The following is an 18,831-nucleotide window of genomic DNA, read 5'->3' as shown; positions in this document are numbered from 1 at the left end:
ACAAGGAGGCCACCATGATTGCCTATCTCTGTGCCATCGGCATCGTCGCGCTCATCTACTGCCTGCTGGCGCTGGGCCTGAACCTGCAGTTCGGGCTGACCCGGCTGGTCAACTTCGGCGTGGTGGCGTTCTTCGCCGTCGGCGCCTACACCTCGGGGCTGCTATCGCTCAAGGGGCTGCCGCTGCCGCTGTGCTTCGCCCTGGCCGGCGTGCTGGCGGGGCTGCTGGCGCTGCCCATCGGCCTCCTATCGCTGCGGCTGCGCGACGACTACCTCGCCATCGTCACGCTCGGCTTTTCGGAAGCCGTGCGCATCACCATCCAGCAGGAGAGCTGGCTCACCAACGGCGTGCAGGGCCTGCCGGGCCTGCCCAAGCTGTTCGCCAGCTGGGGCGGCGGCGTGTCCGACATGGCCATCTTCACGGTGCTGGCGGCGATCGTGGCCCTGGTCTGCTGGGGCACGGTGCGGCTCACCCGCAGCCCGTTCGGCCGGCTGCTGAAAGCCATCGGCGACGACGAGGCCGCGCTCTCGGCCCTGGGCAAGGACCCGGCGCGCTTCAAGGTGCAGGTGTTCATGCTGGGCGCGGCGCTGGCCGGGCTGGCGGGCGCCTTCTATGCGCACTTCATCACCTTCATCACGCCCGAGCAGTTCATTCCGCTCATCACCTTCTACGTGTGGATGGGGCTGGTCATGGGCGGCTCGGGCTCGGTGCGCGGCGCCATGTTCGGCTCGCTGCTGCTGATGGTGTTCCTGGAGGGATCGCGCTTCGCCAAGGACTGGGTTCCGGGCGTGTCGGAAGTCGGCATGGCCAGCCTGCGCCTGGCCGCAGTGGGCCTGGCGCTGATCCTGATCACGCTCTACCGGCCCAATGGTTTGTTCGGAGGCTCGTCGAAATGAGCATGCTGCAAGTGGACAACGTGAGCCGGCTATTCGGCGGCTTCAAGGCGGTGGACGACGTGTCGCTGCAACTGGCCGAGCGCGAGGTGCTGGGCATCGCCGGCACCAATGGCGCGGGCAAGAGCACCCTGTTCGCTGCCATCGCGGGCCAGCAGCCGGCCGATGCCGGCCGCATCGCCTTCGCCGGGCAGGACATCACCCGCCTGCCGCCCCATCGCCGTGCCCACCTGGGGCTGGTGCGCACCTTCCAGATCCCGCGCGAATTCAAGAGCCTGACGGTGCACGAGAACCTGATGGCCGCCGCCGCCAACCCGCAGGGCGAACGCCTCGTCAACGCGTTCTTCCAGACGCGCAGCCTGCGCGAACACGAGGCGCAGCTGGCGGCCAAGGCGGATGGCATCCTGGCCTTCTTGAACCTGGCGCGCGTGCGCGACGTGCCGGCCGGGGGCCTGTCGGGCGGGCAGAAGAAACTGGTGGAGCTGGGCCGCGTGCTCATGCTGGACCCGCGCTGCATCCTGCTCGACGAACCCTTCGCCGGGGTCAACCCGGTGCTGATCGAAGAGATCTGCGACCGCGTGCGCGAGCTGCAGGGCCGCGGCATCGCCTTCATCGTCATCGAGCACCACCTGCAGGCGCTCAAGGCGCTGTCGCACCGCATGATCGTGATGGACCGGGGCCGCATCCTGGCCGAGGGCGACCCGCACACCGTGCTGGACGACCCGCGCGTGCAGGAAGCCTACATGGGAGGGGTGGTATGAGCGCAGCAGGCATGAGCAACGGAAACCACGGCGGCGAGCTGCTGCAGATCGGGCAGCTGCGCGGCGGCTATTCGGAAGTGGACATCATCCACGGCATCGACCTGGCCGTGGCGCCGGGCCAGATCGTGACCATCGCCGGCACCAACGGCGCGGGCAAGTCCACGCTGGTGAAGGCCCTGCTGGGCCTGCTGCCGCGCGTGGCGGGCAGCATTCACCTGGACGGGCGCGACATCACGCGCCTGTCTGCGGAAGACCGCTTCGACGCCGGCCTGGCCTACGTGCCGCAGGTGGCGAACGTGTTCCCCTCGCTCACGGTGCGCGAGAACCTGCAGGTGGTGCGCGGCGTCAAGCACCTGAAGCAGCGCATGGACCAGGTGCTGGCCGATTTTCCCGCGCTGGTCGAACGGCTGCCGCAGCCAGCCAGCAACCTGTCGGGCGGCGAGCGCCAGCAGCTGGCCTTCGCCCGCGCGCTGATGCCGTCGCCGCGCATCATGGTGCTGGACGAGCCCACGGCCGCGCTGGCGCCCTCGCTGGTCGGCAAGGTGTTCGACATGGTGCAGAAGCTGCCCGCTGCCGGTGTGGCCGTGCTGATGGTGGAGCAGCGCGCGCGGCAGGCGCTCGCCATCAGCCAGCAGGGCTACATCCTGGACCAGGGCCGCTGCGTGCTGCACGGCCCCGCGCAGGAGCTGCTGGAAGATCAGCGCATGGCGCAGCTGTACCTGGGCAGCCACTGAGGCGCGCTGGGACCAGGTGACGAATTGCTACTATATTTATAGCTGTAGTGCCATGCTGATCAAGCGCTAGCGCCCGATTTGGCTTGAAACGCCGGGCGTTGGCGACGCCCCGCGCCCCGCGTCCCGCGCCCTTGATGCAGGTCAATGCGCAGGCAGCGCATCGCGCCTAGCCTCCGGGGCATGCCCCAACACTCCTTCGATGGCTTCGATGGCTTCGCTGGCCCTGGCGAACCGGGCGGCGCGCCTGCGCCGCCGGAAGCTGCGCTGGCCAGCGGCGCCGCGCTGCTGGACGACCCGGCGGAATGGCCGGCTTTCGGCCGGCCGCTGACCGAGCCGGCCACCGCTGCGCCATCCCCCGACGGAGCGGAAGGCGCGGTGCCGGGGCCCCCTGCGCCCGGGCCCTGGGAATCGCATGTGGTGCTGCTGGGCATGCACTGCGCCGCCTGCGCGCTCACCATCGAAGAGGCGCTGCGCGCCGTGCCCGGCGTGGCCGCCGCCGACGTGAGCGCCGCCACGCAGCGCGCCCGCGTGGTGTGGAACCCCGCCCAGGTGCGGCCTTCGGGCTGGATCGGCGCCGTGCAGGCCGCCGGCTACCGCGCCCTGCCGGCGCTCGATGCCTTCGCCCGCGAGCATCGCCAGCGCGAGCAGCGCCGCGCCCTCTGGCGCTGGCTGGTGGCCGGCTTTTGCATGATGCAGGTGATGATGTACGCCTGGCCCGCCTACCAGGCCATGCCGGGCGACCTGAGCCTGGAGATGGAGCGGCTGCTGCGCTGGGCGTCGTGGGTCATCAGCCTGCCGGTGATGCTGTTCGCCTGCGGGCCGTTCTTCGCCAGCGCGGCGCGCGACCTGCGCCAACGCCGCATCGGCATGGACCTGCCGGTGGCGCTGGGCATCGCCATCACCTTCGCCGTCAGCACCGCCGGCACGTTCGACCCGGCAGGCCTGTTCGGCCGCGAGGTGTACTTCGACTCGCTGACCATGTTCGTCTTCTTCCTGCTGACCGGCCGCTGGCTGGAACTGCGGTTGCGCGGCCGCACCGCCGGCGCGCTGGAAGCGGTGATGAACCGCCTGCCGGACAGCGTGGAGCGCCGGGGCCCCAATGGCGTCTTCACCCGCATCGCCACCCGCCGGCTGGCGGTGGGCGACACCGTGCGCGTGCTGCCGGGCGAAGCCTTTCCGGGCGACGGCCGCATCACCTGCGGCAGCACGCAGGCCGACGAGGCGCTGCTGACGGGCGAATCCACGCCGGTCGCACGGCCGCTCGGCAGCACGGTGGCGGCCGGCAGCTACAACCTGCGGGCGGCGGTGGAGGTGCGCATCGACGGCCTGGGCCGCGACACGCGCTTCGGCCAGATCGTGGCGCTGATGGAAAGCGCGTCGCTGCAAAAGCCCCGGCTGGCGCAGCTGGCCGACCGCATCGCCCGCCCGTTCCTGGGGGCCGTGTTGCTGGCCGCCGGCCTGGCTGCCGCCTGGTGGTGGCCCAGCGACCCGAGCCATGCGCTGATGGTGGCCGTGGCGGTGCTGATCGTCACCTGCCCTTGCGCGCTGTCGCTCGCCACGCCGGTCGCCCTGCTGACCGCGTCGGGCACGCTGGCGCGCCACGGGGTGCTGGTGCGGCGGCTGCAGGCGCTGGAGGCCGTGGCGGGCGTGGACACCATCGCCTTCGACAAGACAGGCACGCTCACGCAGGGTGGCCTGGGGCTGGGCCGCATCGAGCCCGCGCCGGAAGGCGGCCTGACCGCCGACCAGGCGCTGTCGCTGGCGGCCGCGCTGGCGCGGCACTCGCTGCATCCGGCCTCCCGCGCCATCGTGCTGGCGGCGGGCCCGTTGGCGGCTGCTGCGTCCGGTGTGCGGCTGGCGGACGTGCAGGAACGGCCGGGCAGCGGCCTGCAGGCCCGCGAGGCCGATGGCGCGCTGCTGAAGCTGGGCTCCGCCCGCCATGCCGGCGTGGCGGCGGAGCCCGGCGCCGTCCCTGCCGTCGTGCTGTCGCGCCAACGGGTGAGGGCGGACGGCACGCTGGCGGCGCCGGAGAGCCTTGCGCGCTTCGCCCTCACCGAAGCCCTGCGCCCGGAAGCCGCCGGTGTGGTGGCGGACCTGCGCCGCGCGGGCGTTCGGGTGCTGCTGCTGTCGGGCGACCGCGATGCCGCCGTGCAGCGCGTGGCGCAGGCAGCGGGCATCTGCGAAGCCTGGGGCGATTGCACCCCGGACGACAAGTTGCAGCGGCTGCAGGCGCTGCAGGCGCAAGGCCGCACGGTGGCGATGGTGGGCGACGGGCTCAACGACGGCCCGGTGCTGGCGGGCGCGCATGTGTCGTTCGCCTTCGGGCGCGCGGTGCCGCTGGCCCGCGCCCGGTCCGACTTCGTCGTGCCCGGCGAGCACCTGGGCCAGGTCGCGCAGACGCTGCTGCTGGCCCGCCGCGCCACCGCCGTGGTGCGACAGAACCTGGCCTGGGCCGCAGGCTACAACGCGCTCTGCGTGCCCTTGGCCGTGGCCGGCTGCATGCCGGCCTGGCTGGCCGGGCTGGGCATGGCGGCCAGCTCGCTGCTGGTGGTGTTGAACGCATCCCGCCTGGTCCGCTGGAGCGGGGAGGGGCTGCCGTGCGCCGTGTCTGCGCCCGTCGTCGCGGACGGCAGCCCACCGCAGCCCACCGGGTTGCGGCCGGCGGGCGAGAGGGCATGACATGGACATCCTCTATTTGCTGATTCCGCTGTCCGTGGTGCTGGTGCTGGCCGTGCTGGCGGGACTCTGGTGGGCGGTCGACCGGGGGCAGTTCGAGAACGTCGACCAGGAGGCCGAGCGCATTCTGAAAGACGGTTGACGTGCGTCAACGCGCGCAACGGGTGACTGAATGAAACTGGCCCGGCAAAACAAGAGGTGCCCGATGGATTCTTCTCAAACCCGTGCCGCGCACTACGACGACTCAGTCGTGCGGCAGTTCTCGATCATGGCGGTGGTGTGGGGCGTGGTCGGTATGCTGGTGGGCTGCTTCATCGCAGCACAGCTCGCCTGGCCCGAACTCAACTTCGGCATTGGGTGGCTCAGCTACGGGCGCCTGCGCCCGCTGCACACCAACGCGGTGATCTTCGCGTTCGGCGGCTGCGGCCTCTTCGCCACCAGCTACTACGTGGTGCAGCGCACCTGCCAGACACGGCTCTTCGCCGGCGGCCTGGCGAAGTTCACGTTCTGGGGCTGGCAGCTGGTGATCGTCGCTGCGGCCATCAGCCTGCCGCTGGGCTACACCTCCGGCAAGGAATACGCCGAACTCGAATGGCCCATCGACATCCTGATCGCGCTGGTCTGGGTGTCGTATGCGGTGGTGTTCTTCGGCACCGTGGGCATGCGCCGGGTGCGGCACATCTACGTGGCCAACTGGTTCTTCGGCGCCTTCATCATCGCGGTGGCGCTCTTGCACATCGTCAACAGCGCGGCCGTGCCGGCCGGCTGGATGAAGAGCTACTCGGCCTATGCCGGCGTGCAGGACGCGATGGTGCAGTGGTGGTACGGCCACAACGCCGTGGGCTTTTACCTCACCACCGGCTTCCTGGGCATGATGTATTACTTCGTGCCCAAGCAGGCCGGCCGGCCGGTGTACAGCTATCGGCTGTCCATCGTGCACTTCTGGGCGCTGATCTTCACCTACATGTGGGCCGGCCCGCACCACCTGCACTACACCGCGCTGCCCGACTGGACGCAGTCGGTGGGCATGGTGTTCTCGCTGATCCTGCTGGCGCCCAGCTGGGGCGGAATGATCAACGGGATCATGACCCTCTCGGGCGCCTGGCACAAGCTGCGCACCGACCCCATCCTGCGCTTCCTCATCGTGTCGCTGTCGTTCTACGGCATGGCCACGTTCGAGGGGCCGATGATGTCCATCAAGACCGTCAACGCGCTGAGCCACTACACCGACTGGACCATCGGCCACGTGCACGCCGGCGCGCTGGGCTGGGTGGGGCTGATCACCATGGGCTCGCTCTACTACCTGGTGCCGCGCCTCTTCGGCCGCGACAAGATGCATTCGGTGCCCGCCATCGAGCTGCACTTCTGGATGGCCACCGTGGGCATCGTGCTCTACATCGCCGCCATGTGGATCGCCGGCGTGATGCAGGGCCTGATGTGGCGCGCCATCAACCCGGACGGCACGCTCACCTACACCTTCGTCGAAAGCGTCAAGGCGACCTATCCGTTCTACGTGATCCGCTTCCTGGGCGGGCTGCTGTATCTGGGCGGCATGGTGGTCATGGCCTGGAACGTGTGGCAGACGGCGATCTCCGGGCGCTCCGTGCGGGTGGCGATTCCCGCTGTCCGCCCCGCGCACGCCTGACGCCGAGCATCGAGGAGCATTGAATGTCTGATACCCCAACAAACGCGCCGGCCGGCTTCACCCACGAGAAGGTCGAGACCAACAACTTCCTCATGATCGTGCTGATCCTGCTGGTGGTGGCCGTGGGCGGCCTGGTTGAGATCGTGCCGCTCTTTTTCCAGAAGTCCACCACCGAGGCGGTGGACGGCGTCAAGCCGTACACCGCCACGCAGCTGATCGGCCGCGACATCTATCTGCGGGAAGGTTGCTACAACTGCCACTCGCAGATGATCCGTCCGTTCCGCGCCGAGACGCTGCGCTACGGCCACTACTCGGTGGCGGGCGAATTCGTCTACGACCACCCGTTCCAGTGGGGCAGCAAGCGCACCGGCCCCGACCTGCACCGCGTCGGCGGCAAGTACAGCGACGAGTGGCACCGCATCCACCTGAACAACCCGCGCGACGTCGTGCCCGAGTCGAACATGCCGGCCTACCCATGGCTGGAGAAGACGGCGGTGGACCCGTCCGTCGTGGCGCCGCGCATGAAGGCGCTGCGCACGGTGGGCGTGCCCTACACCGACGAAGAGATCCAAGCCGGCGCCGGCGAGCTCAAGGGCAAGAGCGAGCTGGACGCCCTGGTCGCCTACCTGCAGGTGATGGGCCGGGCGCTGAAGTAGGCGGCACGCCCCCGCACACGAGAACTCCAGGAGGACTGCCATGGACATCACCACCCTGCGCATCGTCGCCACGCTGGCATCGATGGCCTGCTTCATCGGAATCTGGGTCTGGGCCTTCCTGCACCGCAACCGGGCCCGCTTCGACGAAGCCGCGCAACTGCCTTTCGTGCAGGACTGACCGGCCACCGGCCGAACGCACAAGAAACGAGAAACCCCGATGAGTGACTTCACCCACAACTTCTGGTCCCTCTATGTCGCAGGGATCACGCTGGCCGGCATCCTGGCCTGCGGCCTTCTGCTGTGGATCACCTCGCGCAAGAAGGTCCAGGCCACGGCCGACAACACCACGGGCCATGTCTGGGACGAAGGCCTGACCGAGATGAACAACCCCATGCCGCGCTGGTGGATGTGGCTGTTCGTGCTCACCATGGTGTTCGGCTTCGGCTATTTGGCCGCGTACCCGGGCCTGGGCACCTTCGCGGGCAAGCTGGGCTGGAGCACGCGGGCCGAATACGACGCCGAGGTGGTGCAGGCCAACGCCGAGCTGCAGCCGCTCTACGCCCGCTTCGACGCGATGAAGCCCGAAGACATGGCCGGCGACGCCCAGGCCATGGCCATCGGCGAGCGCCTGTTCCTGAACAACTGCGCGCAGTGCCACGGCTCCGACGCGCGCGGCAGCAAGAGCTTTCCCAACCTGGCCGACAACGACTGGCTGCACGGCGGCTCGCCGGACCGGATCCGCCAGACCATCCATGACGGCCGCATCGGCGTGATGCCGCCCATGGCCGCCGCCGTCGGCTCGCCCGAGGACGTGCGCAACCTGTCGCACTACGTGCTGAGCCTGTCGGGCAGCCCGCACGACTCGCTGCGCGCATCGCTGGGCAAGTCGAAATTCACGGCCTGCGCGGCCTGCCACGGCATGGACGGCAAGGGCAATCAGGCCCTGGGCGCGCCCAACCTCACCGACGACGTCTGGCTGCACGGCTGGGGCGAGGCGGCCATCACCGCCATGATCAACAACGGCAAGACCAACCAGATGCCCGCGCAGGCCGGCAAGCTGACCGACAGCCAGATCGGCGTGCTCACGGCCTACGTCTGGAGCCTGTCGAACCGGGCGGGGGCGGCGCGCTGACGCCGCCTGGGCAGCCCATGAAACCCGCCGCCGGCATGCCACGCAAGGTCATCCCGATCACCCCCGCTGCGGCAGACGACCCGCAGGCCGAGGTGGTCTCGCTCTACGAGGCGCAAAAGAAGATCTACCCGCGTGCCATCAGCGGCGTGTTCGCGCGCTGGCGCTGGCTGATGGTGGTGGTCACGCAACTGGTGTTCTACGGGCTGCCCTGGCTGCAGTGGGGCGAGCGGCAGATGGTGCTGTTCGACCTGGGCGCACGGCGCTTCTACCTCTTCGGGCTGGTGCTCTATCCGCAGGACTTCATCTACCTGACGGGCCTGCTCATCATCTCGGCGCTGTCGCTGTTCCTCTTCACCGCCGTGGCGGGGCGCCTCTGGTGCGGCTTCGCCTGCCCGCAGACGGTCTACACCGAGATGTTCATGTGGATCGAGCACCGGGTGGAAGGCGACCGCAGCGCGCGGCTGCGCCTCGACAAGGGGCGCTGGACGTTCGAGAAGCTCTGGAAGAAAAGCCTCAAGCAGCTGCTCTGGATCGGCATCTCGGCATGGACGGGCTTCACCTTCGTCGGCTACTTCGTGCCCATTCGCGCGTTGGGCGTGGAGCTGATGGCGCTGCAGGGGTCCTGGCAGCTCTTCTGGGTGGCGTTCTACGGTGTCGCGACTTACGGCAACGCAGGCTTCCTGCGCGAGCAGGTGTGCAAGTACATGTGCCCGTATGCACGCTTCCAGAGCGCCATGTTCGACAACGACACGCTGATCGTCACCTACGACGAGGCGCGCGGCGAACGCCGCGGCCCGCGCAGCAAGGCCGTGGCCCCCCGAACCCAGGGGCTGGGCGACTGCATCGACTGCACCCTCTGCGTGCAGGTCTGCCCGGTGGGCATCGACATCCGCAACGGCCTGCAATACGAATGCATCGGCTGCGGGCTCTGCGTGGACGCCTGCAACACCGTGATGGACAAGATGCACTACCCGCGCGGCCTGATCCGCTTTTCCACGCAGCACGGCGTCACCCACAGCTGGAACCAGTCGCAGATGCTGCGCCGCGTGCTGCGTCCCCGGGTGCTCGTCTACGGCGCGGTGCTGGCAGCGCTGTGCATCGGCATGGTGATGAGCCTGGTGGCGCGCACCCCGTTGAAGGTCGATGTGGTGCGCGACCGCGCCGCGCTCTCCCGCATCGTGGCCGGCGGGCGCCTGGAGAACGTCTATCGCCTGCAGATCATGAATGCCACCGAGCGGCTGCAGCGCTACCGCATCGGCGCGCATGGGCTGGACGGGCTGGAGGTGGCGTCCGGGCCCGGGGTGGCCATCGGCCCGGCCGAATCCCGCTGGGTGGCGGTGCGCCTGCAGGTGCCCTACGGGGTCGTGCCGCCCGGCTCCCACCCGGTGTTCTTCGACATCCGGGCGGAGGGCGCCGCCACGCAGGTGGTGGAGAAGTCGGTGTTCCTGGTGCCGCGCTGAACCGGGCCCCGCAGCATGTCGCTGGTATCGATCGTGATCAACGCGGCGCAGGCCGCAAGGAGCTTCCCATGACCGTCGTCGTTTCTGCCGTCGCGCAGGCCCCGGCCCCGGCCCCGGCCCCGGCCCCGGCCAAACTGCAGCCCTGGTGGCGCCATGGCTATGTCTGGCTGGTGATCGCTGGCCCCGCCATCGTGGTGGTGGCGGGGTTCGTCACCCTCTGGCTGGCCGTGCGGCAGCCCGACCCGGTGCTGGCCGAGGACTACTACCAGCGCGGCCTGGACATCAACGCCACCCTGCGCCGGCAGCACGCCGGCATGGCCCCCGCCGTGAAGGGGCGCAACCATGCGGCCACGCCCGCGAAGGATCTGCCATGACCGCGCCGCGCCACCGGCGGGCGCGGGCCGCCCGCGCCCCGACGCCGCGCCGCAGCGCCGATGCGCGGGCGGGGTGGCCCCGGCGGTGGATGTGGATCGCCTGGCCGGCCTTTCTGATGGCGGGCGTGCTGGAGATGATCGTCTTCGCACTGGTCGACCCGGCCGCGCTGCACTGGTCGGAGCAGCCGGTGGCGGTGTCGCGCGAGGGCGTCTACACGATCGCGTTCTTCGTGTTCTGGTGCGTCATCATGGCGGCGGGGGCGCTGACGACGCTGCTGTCGCTGTCGCCGTTCGAGATGAACCGGTGCCCGGTGCCGCGGGGCGAGCGGCCCGCCGATTGTGCGAAGTACCGGTGACTTCGCGGGGCGCTCTCCGGCTGCCGCTCAGTGGCAGGCCTGGCTGTTCACGATGCGCTTGAGCGCGTCGGTGTCGAGGATGCGCACATGGCGCTGCTTCACCTCGACGATGCCTTCCTCGACGAACTTCGAGAAAGTGCGGCTCACGGTTTCGAGCTTCAGGCCGAGATAGCTGCCGATCTCCTCGCGCGTCATGCGCAGCACCAGCTCGGACTGCGAGAAGCCCCGGGCGTGCAGGCGCTGCACCAGGTTGAGCAGGAACGCGGCCAGGCGCTCTTCGGCGCGCATGCTGCCCAGCAGCAGCATCACACCATGCTCGCGCACGATCTCGCGGCTCATGATCTTGTGCACGTGGTTCTGCAGCGCGGTCACTTCGCGCGACAGCTCCTCGATCCGGTCGAACGGCATGACGCAGACCTCCGCGTCTTCCAGCGCCACGGCGTCGCAGCTGTGGCGGTCGTGCACGATGCCGTCCAGCCCGATGATCTCGCCGGCCATCTGGAAGCCGGTGACCTGGTCGCGCCCGTCCTCGGTGGCGACGCAGGTCTTGAAGAACCCGGTGCGGATGGCGTAGAGCGAGGTGAAGGGCTCGCCATTGCGGAACAGCGTGCCGCCGCGCTTGACCTTGCGGCGCACGGCCACGATCTCGTCGATGCGCGCCAGCTGCTGCTCGTTCAGGCCCATGGGCATGCACAGCTCGCGCAGATTGCAGTTCGAGCAGGCGACCTTGATGGATTGGAGATTCAAGTTCAAGGGGGTCTTTCCTGTGAGTGGCGCCTGCAGCGCCTGCGCTGGCCGGGCCGTCGTTCCGTGCAGCAGCGCCCAGGCTGCTGAGATGGTTGTCATTGTGGCAGCGCACTTCGCTGCAACCCTTGATCGAGATCAAGGACGGCGGGTGGGGGCTGCGGCACATTCGGTCGCAGCACACGAGGACCTTCTTGCCATGACTGCTGTTACCCCCGAGCTTCTGCGTCGCTTCGACGTGCCAGGGCCGCGCTACACCTCCTATCCCACGGCGGACCGGTTCGTCGAGGCGTTCGGGCAGGACGAGTACGTGCTCGCGCTGGAGCAGCGCAGGGTGGGGTCGGCCGCCAAGGCGCTGCCGCTGTCGCTGTATGTGCACATTCCATTCTGCGAAGCGCTCTGCTACTACTGCGCCTGCAACAAGATCATCACGCGGCACCCGGAACGCGCGGAGGTCTATCTGCGCTACCTCAGCCGCGAGATCGATCTGCACACCGCGCACTGCGGCGTGGGCCAGCCGGTGAGCCAGCTGCACCTTGGCGGCGGCACCCCCACGTTCCTCAGCGACGAGGGCCTGCGGTCGCTGATGGCCATGCTGCGGCGCAGCTTCACCTGGGTGCCGGGCGGCGAATGCTCCATCGAGGTGGACCCGCGCACCGTGACTGCGGAGCGCCTGGCTCTGCTGGCCGAGCTGGGCTTCAACCGCCTGAGCTTCGGTGTGCAGGACTTCGACCCGGCCGTGCAGAAGGCCGTGCACCGGGTGCAGCCGGCCGCGCAGGTGTTCGGGCTGAAGGAGGCGGCACGGCGCCTGGGCTTCGAGTCGGTGAACGTGGACCTGATCTACGGCCTGCCGCGCCAGACGCCGGAGTCGTTCGACCGCACGCTGGCGCAGGTGGCCGAGCTGCGGCCCGACCGCATCGCGCTCTACGCCTATGCCCATCTTCCCGAACGCTTCAAGCCGCAGCGCCGCATCGTGTCCGCCGAGCTGCCGCCGGCATCGGCCAAGGTGGCCATGCTGGCGCGCTCTCTGAACGCCTTCGAGCAGGCCGGCTACGTGTATGTGGGCATGGACCATTTCGCGCTGCCGACGGACGCGCTGGCGGTGGCCAAGCGGCAGGGCCGCTTGCACCGCAACTTCCAGGGCTACAGCACCCAGCCGGACTGCGACCTGATCGGGCTGGGCGTGTCCGCCATCGGCCGGGTGGGCGCGACCTACAGCCAGAACGCCAAGACGCTGGACGAGTACTACGACTTCATCGACCAGGGCCGGCTGCCGGTGGTGCGCGGCCTGGCGCTCACGCGCGACGACCTGGTGCGGCGTGCGGTGATCATGGCGTTGATGTGCCAGGGCGAGGTCCTGTTCGAGCCGTTCGAGCAGGCCTGGCTGATCGACTTTCGCCACTACTTCGCCGCCGAGATCGAGCAGCTGGAGGGACTGGCCGCGCAGGGCCTGCTCACCGTGGGCCCCGAGGGCATTTCGGTGACGCCGATGGGATGGTTCTTCGTGCGCGGCGTGGCCATGATGTTCGACCGGCACCTGCAGGTGGACCGCAACCGCGCGCGCTTCTCGCGCATCATCTGACCATGCCCGCCACGGCAGCCTGGACGGCACTGGCCATGGGCCTGATGGGCGGGCCCCACTGCCTGGCGATGTGCGCGGCGTCCTGTGGCGCCATCACCCAGCGGGCGGGCGCCGGCGAAGGCCAGCCGCTGCGGCGCCTGGAGCGTTCCGGCAGCCCGCCTCGCTGCAGTCCTGCGGCGCGGCCGCTGCTGGCATTCCACGCCGGCCGGCTGGCGGGCTATGCGCTGGCCGGCGGGATGGCGGCGGCGGCCATGGACCGGCTGGCGTGGCTGAGCCAGCAGAGCGCCGCGCTGCGACCGGCCTGGACGCTGCTGCATGTCGCCGTGCTGGCCTGGGCCGTTCTCATGATGGCGCAGGCGCGCCAGCCCCGGTGGATCGAAGCGCTGGGCCGCGGCGCGTGGCAGCGGGTCCGCCCGTGGCTGGACCGGCCGGGCGGCACGCTGCTCGTCGGGGCTGCGTGGGCGTTGATGCCTTGCGGACTGCTCTACTCGGCCCTGCTGGTGGCGGCACTGAGCGGCAGCGTATGGCAGGGGGCCGCCAGCATGGCGCTGTTCGGTGCAGGCGGCGCCGTCTGGCTGCTGGGCGGCCGGTGGGCCTGGAGCCAGCTGCGCGACCGGCTCGATCGGGCCCGGGGAGGGTGGGGCACCAGAGTGGCCGGGCTGCTGTTGTTCGGCTTTGCGGCCTGGGCGATATGGGTGGACGCCCAGGGGCGGGGCCTGGCGCTCTGGTGCGCCTGAAGTCCACGTGCCGGAAAGCGGCCTGGTGTCGTTGGGGTGACTCGCGCGAAGGCTGTGCCGTTTGTTACGACTCGTCGGAACTGGCGATAATCGTTGACAAGATTTGACGGTTTCAACGCCTTCGTTTGAACCCCCCGCTTCGTGAACCACACCGTTTCCATCGATATCAGCCAGTTGCGGATCGGCATGTATATCCAGCTCGACGTGGGCTGGATGCATCACCCGTTCCCGACCAGCAGCTTCAAGGTCGCCCACTCGGGGCAGATCGAGCTATTGCGGTCGCTGGGTCTGAAGCAGGTGCGGTATGTGCCAGCCAAGAGCGACGTGGATGCGGGCGCCCAGCCCGCCACGCCCGAGCCTGTTGCGCCGGAGCCGCCCGCCGGCCCGGACGCGCTGGCCCTGGACGGCGAAAGCCAGGCGCTCGCCTCTGCGGGCGGGCTTTCGGGCATTCGCGCCCGGCGCCGCGCGGCGCTGGCGGCGCTCACGGCCCAGCGCCTGTCGCTCGACCGGTGCGACCAGCGTTTCAACGAAGCCACGCGTGAATACCAGCGGCTGGCTGCCAAGGCGGCGGCCGAGCCCCGCACGGCACGCGAGCAGGCCGACGCCCTGGTGGCCGGCTGTGTGGCGGAGGTGCTCGACCACGGCGACTCGGCCATCCGCCTGCTGTCGCAGGGCGTGGGCGTGCAGCCCGCCCTGCACCCCGTCAACGTGATGGTGCTGTCGCTGCTGCTGGGCCGGGCGCTCGGCACCCCCGACGTGGGCCTGCATGGCATTGGCGTCGCGGCCCTGCTGCACGACCTGGGCAAGCAGGGCCTGCCGGCCCACATCGCCGAGCCGGCGGCCTCGCTGCCCCCCCCGGACCGCAAGCGCTACGAAGCCCATGTGGCCGAATCGGTGGCCCTGGCGCGCCGCATGGGCCTGCCCGGCCCGGCCCTCGTGGCGATCGCCCAGCACCACGAGATGGCGGACGGCAGCGGTTTTCCCCTCGGGCTGCACGCCGAGGACCTGAGCCGGGCCGGCCAGATCGTCGCGCTGGTGAACCACTACGACCGCATGTGCAACCCCCTGCACGGCGCTGCCGCCCTGACGCCGCACGAGGCGCTGTCCGTCATCTTCGCGCAGCACAAGGCGCGCTTCGACGCGGTGGTGCTGGGCGCCTTCATCCGCATGATGGGGGTCTATCCGCCGGGCTCGGTGGTGCAGCTGGTCAACGACCGGTATGCGCTGGTCATTTCCGTCAACTCGGCCCGGCCCCTGCGGCCCAAGGTGCTGGTGCACGACTCGCGCGTGCCCAAGGACGAGGCGCTGGTGCTCGACCTGGAAAAGGTGCCCGAACTCGGCATCCGCCGCAGCCTCCGGCCGGCGCAACTGCCCCGGGAGGCGCTCGACTACCTCTCGCCGCGCCAGCGCATCTGCTACTTCTTCGAGCGCGCCGTGGACGCCGGGCCGCAGGGGAGCGCGCCATGACCGCCCTGCCGCGCGACCTCGCGGGGTGGACCGCCGTGCTGGACGGCCTGGCGGAGGCCGTGTGGCTGGTCGAGCCGGCCACGCAGCGCGTGTTGCACGCCAACCGCGCCGCCGTGGACCTGACCGGACGGCCCGCGGCCAGCATGCTGGGCCAGCCGGTCCAGCAGATCGCCGAGACCCCGGAAGACCTGTTCTTCTGGGGGCAGCCCGTCGACGGGCTGGTGCAGGGAATCGATTCCCGCAGCAGCGTCGCCGCCCGGGGACGGGGCTGGATTGCGGTGGACCGGCGCGTGACGGCCGTGACCCTGCCTGCGGGCGACGTGCTGCTGATGCTGACGATGGTCAACCGTGCCAGCGAGAGCGCTTCCGAGCACGAACTGGAAACGCTGCTGGCCGAGCTGCGCGCCACGCTCGACTCCGCCGCCGACGGCATGATGGTCTGCGATCTGCAAGGCGGCGTGCGCGCCTTCAACCAGCGGCTGGCCCTGCTCTGGAACCTGCCGCGCGAGCTGCTGGTGCAGCGCGACGATGCCGCCGTCCATGCGCATCTGGAGAGCCAGGTCGCCGACGCGCCGGCCTACCGGGCGCGCCTGGCGGCGATCGCCAGCGAGCCGCTGGAGGAGACCATCGACGTCATCGGCCTGCGCAGCGGCGCGCTGATGGAGCGCCGCTCGGTGCCGCAACTGGTGCAGGGGCGCCCGATCGGCCGCGTGTTTTCATTTCGCGACATCACACGGCAGGCCGAGGCCCAGGCCGGCCTGCGGCTGGCGGCGCGCGTGTTCGAGTCGAGCCCGGATGCCATTTTCATCGCGGACCACCGGAACATCCTGGTGAGCATGAATCCCGGCTGCGAACGCCTGATCGGCGTGGGGCCGCTTTCACGCCTTGGCGAAGCCGCGCCGGCGCTCTTTCGCACCGACGCGGGCGGCGACGCCCTGATGAACGAGGTGCTTGCCGGCTGGGAACGCGAGGGATTCTGGGAAGGCGACCTGGCGCTGCCCACCGCGACGGGCGAACCCTGCGCCGTGCACCTGTCCTGGGTGGCGCTGCGCGACGAGCAGGGTGCGCTGGTTCAAAGCATCGGCTTCATGCGCGACCTGACCTCGGAGCGCGCGGCGCAGCGCCGCATCGAGGAGCTGGCCTTCAGCGACGCGCTGACCGGCCTGCCCAACCGGCTGCTTCTGTCGCGCCGCGTGGAGGCGGCCATCGAATCGACGCCACGCGACGCCGGTACGGGCTTTGCGATCCTTTTCCTCGACCTGGACCGCTTCAAGATCGTCAACGATTCGCTCGGGCACCCGTTCGGCGACCGCGTGCTGAAGCTGGTGGCCGAGCGCCTGCAGTCGTGCCTGCGCCATACCGACATGCTCTGCCGCCTGGGTGGCGACGAGTTCGTGATCTACCTGCACGGTGGCGACGCCCGCGTGGCCGAGAACGTGGCGCGCCGCATTCTCGACGACATGCTGCGCCCGTTCATGCTGGACGCGATGGGGTTCTCCATCCAGTGCAGCATCGGCGTGGCGCTCTACCCGCAGGATGGGCGCACGCTGGACGAACTCGTCAAGCAGGCCGACACCGCCATGTACCGGGTGAAGGAACGTGGGCGCGGCAGCTACGGCTTCTACCAGCCGCAGATGAACGCCAACCTGCTGGCGCGCATGAAGATGGAGCACGGCATGCGCCAGGCCCTGGGCCTGGGCCAGATGGCGGTGCACTACCAGCCGCAGGTGTCCATGGCCACCGGGCGCATCGTCGGTGCCGAGGCGCTGGCGCGGTGGAACAGTCCGGACTTCGGCGCGGTGTCGCCCGGGGTCTTCATCCCGCTGGCGGAAGAGTCCGGCTTCATCGTCACCCTGGGCGCCTGGGTGATGGAGCAGGCCATCGAAGAGGCGGCCGGCTGGCTGCGCTCGGGCACGCCCCTGGTGGTGGCGGTGAACGTCTCCGCGCTCGAGTTCCGCCAGCCGGACTTCGTCGACCGCCTCGTCGCCCTGCTGGAGCGGCACCGGCTGCCTGCCACCCTGCTGGAGCTGGAACTGACCGAAACCATCCTGCTGCAGGACGCCCAGGAGACGGAACAGCGGCTGATCACCCTGGCCCGGCTGGGCATCGGCCTCGCCATCGACGATTTCGGCACCGGCTATTCGAGCCTGGCCTATCTGAAGAAGCTGGCCATCCACAAGCTCAAGATCGACCAGTCGTTCGTGCGCGGCCTGCCGGACGACGAGGGGGACCGGGCCATCGTGAGCGCGATCACCAGCATGGGCCGTGCCCTGCACATCGAGGTGATCGCCGAAGGGGTGGAAACTGCGGCCCAGCGGGCGGCGCTGGAGCAGATGGGTTGCCAGCACTTCCAGGGCTTCCTGTGTGCCCCCGGGCTGCCGGCTGCGCAACTGCGCGCGCTGGTGGACAGCCACAAGAGCGTGGCCTGGTCGCCGGCACCGGCGAAAAAAACGCCGCCCTGACAGGGGCGAAAGACAGGGCGGGGAGAGAGGGGGAGGGGAGAGGCTGCACGACCCGGGCCGGCGTCAGGCGGGCGTCGTTCAGCAAAAGAGGGTGTCTGCGAATGCCACCGAGCCGTCATCCTGAACCGGGGGTTCAGGGGGGCGAGGGCAGCCAGGCGTTGGGTTCATCTGACGCGAGATGATCACGCTCACCGGGCAATGTACCAAGCCCTTGCTCATAGAGCATTGGTTCAAGGAAATATAAAGCCCAGCAGCACCGCAGACGAGTCCATTGTAGGCCCGGCTGCGGTGCCATGAAGGGAAAACCCGCGCAGCCGGTGTTGGCGATGGGCGGGGACTTGCCGGATGCCGCGATCGGGAGCATAAGGCCCCCCATGCGCGCCACCGCCTGCCCGCGCCGCCCTCGTCAGCCCGCCCTTGTCAGGCCGCGCGTGCGCCGCCGTCCAGGGCGTGGTCCAGCCGCTGGAGCAGCGCGTCGATGCGCTGCTGGGTGTGCTGCTTTTGGGCCTGCTGCTCGGCGCTCTCCTCCAGCGGCAAGGCGCCCTGGTCGAAGAGGCCGGGCGCGGGCAGTGCCGCGCTTGTGTCAGGTGAACCCTCGGCCGCGAATGCTGCGGCGGGCAGGGCGGCCGTTTCTTCTGCCGACGTCGGATCGGCAGACCCGTCGGCCGACGGGGCAGGATGGGCGCCGCTCGCCGAGGCTTCCAGCTCGGCCGCCTGGCGGGCCGCTTCGCGGTCGAAGACCTCGAAGGCCAGGTTGAGCGCGGCCAGCACGGCGATGCGTTCGCGGGCCCGCACCTTGCCAGCGTCGCGGATGCGCGTCATGGCGCTGTCCACGCGCTCCACCGCTTCCAGCAGGCGCTGTTCGTGCCCCTGCGGGCAGGTCAGCAGATAGCTCTGCTGCAGGATGCGAACCTCGATCTGCTTCATGGTGCGTCTTCTTTCGGGTCGGGCGTGGCCGGCAGGCGGTCGAGCAGGGCATCGACGCGCGCCCGCGCCGCGTTCAGGCGGGACTTGAGCGAATCGCGTTCCTGGGTCAGGTCCATCACCTGCTGGGCCAGCAGGGTGTTGGTGCGCTGGAGTTCGGCATGCCTGGTCAGCAGCCGCTCGACCCGCTCGGCGATTTCATCGATGGAGGAGGTGTTTGCCATAGAG

At 69.8% G+C, this 18,831-nt stretch carries 19 protein-coding genes; 16 read left to right on the top strand and 3 right to left on the bottom strand.

Annotated features, from left to right (window positions below; all coding sequences use genetic code 11):
- Positions 1-14 precede the first annotated feature (14 nt).
- From ASF94_RS14935 to ASF94_RS14880, 12 genes are all read left to right on the top strand, one after another.
- Entirely contained in the window at positions 15-896 is an 882-nt protein-coding gene (locus ASF94_RS14935) for a branched-chain amino acid ABC transporter permease (protein WP_056667955.1), read from the top strand.
- On the top strand, positions 893-1,654 hold the full coding sequence (locus ASF94_RS14930; RefSeq protein WP_056667952.1) for an ABC transporter ATP-binding protein: 762 nt from the start codon (positions 893-895) through the stop codon (positions 1,652-1,654). The genes ASF94_RS14935 and ASF94_RS14930 overlap by 4 nt, the downstream gene beginning before the upstream one ends.
- An 11-nt stretch (positions 1,655-1,665) precedes the next feature.
- The gene (locus ASF94_RS14925; protein ID WP_156382555.1) at positions 1,666-2,388 is read left to right on the top strand and encodes an ABC transporter ATP-binding protein; all 723 of its coding nucleotides are present in this window, start codon (positions 1,666-1,668) and stop codon (positions 2,386-2,388) included.
- 180 nt (positions 2,389-2,568) lie between these two features.
- Positions 2,569-5,067 carry a cation-translocating P-type ATPase gene (locus ASF94_RS14920; protein WP_200933081.1) on the top strand — a complete coding sequence of 833 codons (2,499 nt, stop codon included), beginning with the start codon at positions 2,569-2,571 and terminating at the stop codon, positions 5,065-5,067.
- A gap of 1 nt (position 5,068) precedes the next feature.
- Positions 5,069-5,206 (top strand): cbb3-type cytochrome oxidase assembly protein CcoS, encoded by a 138-nt coding sequence (gene ccoS, locus ASF94_RS14915; RefSeq protein WP_056667947.1) that lies wholly within the window; start codon positions 5,069-5,071, stop codon positions 5,204-5,206.
- A 63-nt stretch (positions 5,207-5,269) separates the two neighbouring features.
- Positions 5,270-6,709 carry a cytochrome-c oxidase, cbb3-type subunit I gene (gene ccoN / locus ASF94_RS14910; protein WP_056667944.1) on the top strand — a complete coding sequence of 480 codons (1,440 nt, stop codon included), beginning with the start codon at positions 5,270-5,272 and terminating at the stop codon, positions 6,707-6,709.
- A gap of 23 nt (positions 6,710-6,732) precedes the next feature.
- Positions 6,733-7,365, top strand: a complete 633-nt coding sequence (ccoO, locus tag ASF94_RS14905) for a cytochrome-c oxidase, cbb3-type subunit II (protein WP_056667941.1) — start codon at positions 6,733-6,735, stop codon at positions 7,363-7,365.
- A gap of 40 nt (positions 7,366-7,405) precedes the next feature.
- Positions 7,406-7,543 carry a cbb3-type cytochrome c oxidase subunit 3 gene (locus ASF94_RS14900; protein WP_056667938.1) on the top strand — a complete coding sequence of 46 codons (138 nt, stop codon included), beginning with the start codon at positions 7,406-7,408 and terminating at the stop codon, positions 7,541-7,543.
- A gap of 39 nt (positions 7,544-7,582) precedes the next feature.
- Positions 7,583-8,497 (top strand): cytochrome-c oxidase, cbb3-type subunit III, encoded by a 915-nt coding sequence (ccoP, locus tag ASF94_RS14895; RefSeq protein ID WP_056667935.1) that lies wholly within the window; start codon positions 7,583-7,585, stop codon positions 8,495-8,497.
- 17 nt (positions 8,498-8,514) lie between these two features.
- Positions 8,515-9,957, top strand: a complete 1,443-nt coding sequence (gene ccoG / locus ASF94_RS14890) for a cytochrome c oxidase accessory protein CcoG (protein ID WP_056667932.1) — start codon at positions 8,515-8,517, stop codon at positions 9,955-9,957.
- Between the two features lie 68 nt (positions 9,958-10,025).
- The gene (locus ASF94_RS14885; RefSeq protein WP_082493319.1) at positions 10,026-10,331 is read left to right on the top strand and encodes a FixH family protein; all 306 of its coding nucleotides are present in this window, start codon (positions 10,026-10,028) and stop codon (positions 10,329-10,331) included.
- 89 nt (positions 10,332-10,420) lie between these two features.
- Positions 10,421-10,687 carry a hypothetical protein gene (locus ASF94_RS14880; protein ID WP_056667928.1) on the top strand — a complete coding sequence of 89 codons (267 nt, stop codon included), beginning with the start codon at positions 10,421-10,423 and terminating at the stop codon, positions 10,685-10,687.
- Positions 10,688-10,714: 27 nt separating this feature from the next.
- Here the strand turns inward: ASF94_RS14880 and fnr are convergent, their stop codons facing one another.
- Positions 10,715-11,434 (bottom strand): fumarate/nitrate reduction transcriptional regulator Fnr, encoded by a 720-nt coding sequence (gene fnr / locus ASF94_RS14875; protein WP_056668186.1) that lies wholly within the window; start codon positions 11,432-11,434, stop codon positions 10,715-10,717.
- 196 nt (positions 11,435-11,630) lie between these two features.
- Here fnr and hemN point away from each other — a divergent pair, with 196 nt between their 5' ends.
- From hemN to ASF94_RS14855, 4 genes are all read left to right on the top strand, one after another.
- Positions 11,631-13,013: an oxygen-independent coproporphyrinogen III oxidase gene (gene hemN, locus ASF94_RS14870; protein ID WP_056667925.1), complete on the top strand. Its 1,383-nt coding sequence runs from the start codon at positions 11,631-11,633 to the stop codon at positions 13,011-13,013.
- A gap of 2 nt (positions 13,014-13,015) precedes the next feature.
- Positions 13,016-13,750, top strand: a complete 735-nt coding sequence (locus tag ASF94_RS14865; RefSeq protein ID WP_056667920.1) for a sulfite exporter TauE/SafE family protein — start codon at positions 13,016-13,018, stop codon at positions 13,748-13,750.
- Positions 13,751-13,891: 141 nt separating this feature from the next.
- The gene (locus ASF94_RS14860) at positions 13,892-15,217 is read left to right on the top strand and encodes an HD-GYP domain-containing protein (RefSeq protein ID WP_056667918.1); all 1,326 of its coding nucleotides are present in this window, start codon (positions 13,892-13,894) and stop codon (positions 15,215-15,217) included.
- Complete coding sequence (locus ASF94_RS14855) at positions 15,214-17,679, top strand: EAL domain-containing protein (RefSeq protein ID WP_056667916.1); 2,466 nt, start codon at positions 15,214-15,216, stop codon at positions 17,677-17,679. The genes ASF94_RS14860 and ASF94_RS14855 overlap by 4 nt, the downstream gene beginning before the upstream one ends.
- A gap of 420 nt (positions 17,680-18,099) precedes the next feature.
- Here the strand turns inward: ASF94_RS14855 and ASF94_RS20905 are convergent, their stop codons facing one another.
- Both ASF94_RS20905 and ASF94_RS14845 read right to left on the bottom strand, forming a co-directional pair.
- Positions 18,100-18,606, bottom strand: a complete 507-nt coding sequence (locus tag ASF94_RS20905) for a cell division protein ZapA (protein WP_082493318.1) — start codon at positions 18,604-18,606, stop codon at positions 18,100-18,102.
- Entirely contained in the window at positions 18,603-18,827 is a 225-nt protein-coding gene (locus ASF94_RS14845; RefSeq protein WP_056667913.1) for a hypothetical protein, read from the bottom strand. Before ASF94_RS14845 ends, ASF94_RS20905 begins: the two co-directional genes overlap by 4 nt.
- Positions 18,828-18,831 lie beyond the last annotated feature (4 nt).

Origin of the sequence: Acidovorax sp. Leaf160, assembly GCF_001424265.1 — a bacterium.
Taxonomy (GTDB): Bacteria; Pseudomonadota; Gammaproteobacteria; order Burkholderiales; family Burkholderiaceae_C; genus Paracidovorax.
The sequence above is the reverse complement of the archived record's forward strand: the minus strand, read 5'-3'. Positions and strand labels throughout refer to the sequence as shown.

Coding starts and splice junctions, on each gene's coding strand:
- ASF94_RS14935 (WP_056667955.1), top strand. CDS start 15: ATGATTGCCTATCTCTGTGCCATCGGCATCGTCGCGCTCATCTACTGC.
- ASF94_RS14930 (WP_056667952.1), top strand. CDS start 893: ATGAGCATGCTGCAAGTGGACAACGTGAGCCGGCTATTCGGCGGCTTC.
- ASF94_RS14925 (WP_156382555.1), top strand. CDS start 1,666: ATGAGCAACGGAAACCACGGCGGCGAGCTGCTGCAGATCGGGCAGCTG.
- ASF94_RS14920 (WP_200933081.1), top strand. CDS start 2,569: ATGCCCCAACACTCCTTCGATGGCTTCGATGGCTTCGCTGGCCCTGGC.
- ccoS (WP_056667947.1), top strand. CDS start 5,069: ATGGACATCCTCTATTTGCTGATTCCGCTGTCCGTGGTGCTGGTGCTG.
- ccoN (WP_056667944.1), top strand. CDS start 5,270: ATGGATTCTTCTCAAACCCGTGCCGCGCACTACGACGACTCAGTCGTG.
- ccoO (WP_056667941.1), top strand. CDS start 6,733: ATGTCTGATACCCCAACAAACGCGCCGGCCGGCTTCACCCACGAGAAG.
- ASF94_RS14900 (WP_056667938.1), top strand. CDS start 7,406: ATGGACATCACCACCCTGCGCATCGTCGCCACGCTGGCATCGATGGCC.
- ccoP (WP_056667935.1), top strand. CDS start 7,583: ATGAGTGACTTCACCCACAACTTCTGGTCCCTCTATGTCGCAGGGATC.
- ccoG (WP_056667932.1), top strand. CDS start 8,515: ATGAAACCCGCCGCCGGCATGCCACGCAAGGTCATCCCGATCACCCCC.
- ASF94_RS14885 (WP_082493319.1), top strand. CDS start 10,026: ATGACCGTCGTCGTTTCTGCCGTCGCGCAGGCCCCGGCCCCGGCCCCG.
- ASF94_RS14880 (WP_056667928.1), top strand. CDS start 10,421: ATGTGGATCGCCTGGCCGGCCTTTCTGATGGCGGGCGTGCTGGAGATG.
- hemN (WP_056667925.1), top strand. CDS start 11,631: ATGACTGCTGTTACCCCCGAGCTTCTGCGTCGCTTCGACGTGCCAGGG.
- ASF94_RS14865 (WP_056667920.1), top strand. CDS start 13,016: ATGCCCGCCACGGCAGCCTGGACGGCACTGGCCATGGGCCTGATGGGC.
- ASF94_RS14855 (WP_056667916.1), top strand. CDS start 15,214: ATGACCGCCCTGCCGCGCGACCTCGCGGGGTGGACCGCCGTGCTGGAC.
- ASF94_RS20905 (WP_082493318.1), bottom strand. CDS start 18,606: ATGAAGCAGATCGAGGTTCGCATCCTGCAGCAGAGCTATCTGCTGACC.
- ASF94_RS14845 (WP_056667913.1), bottom strand. CDS start 18,827: ATGGCAAACACCTCCTCCATCGATGAAATCGCCGAGCGGGTCGAGCGG.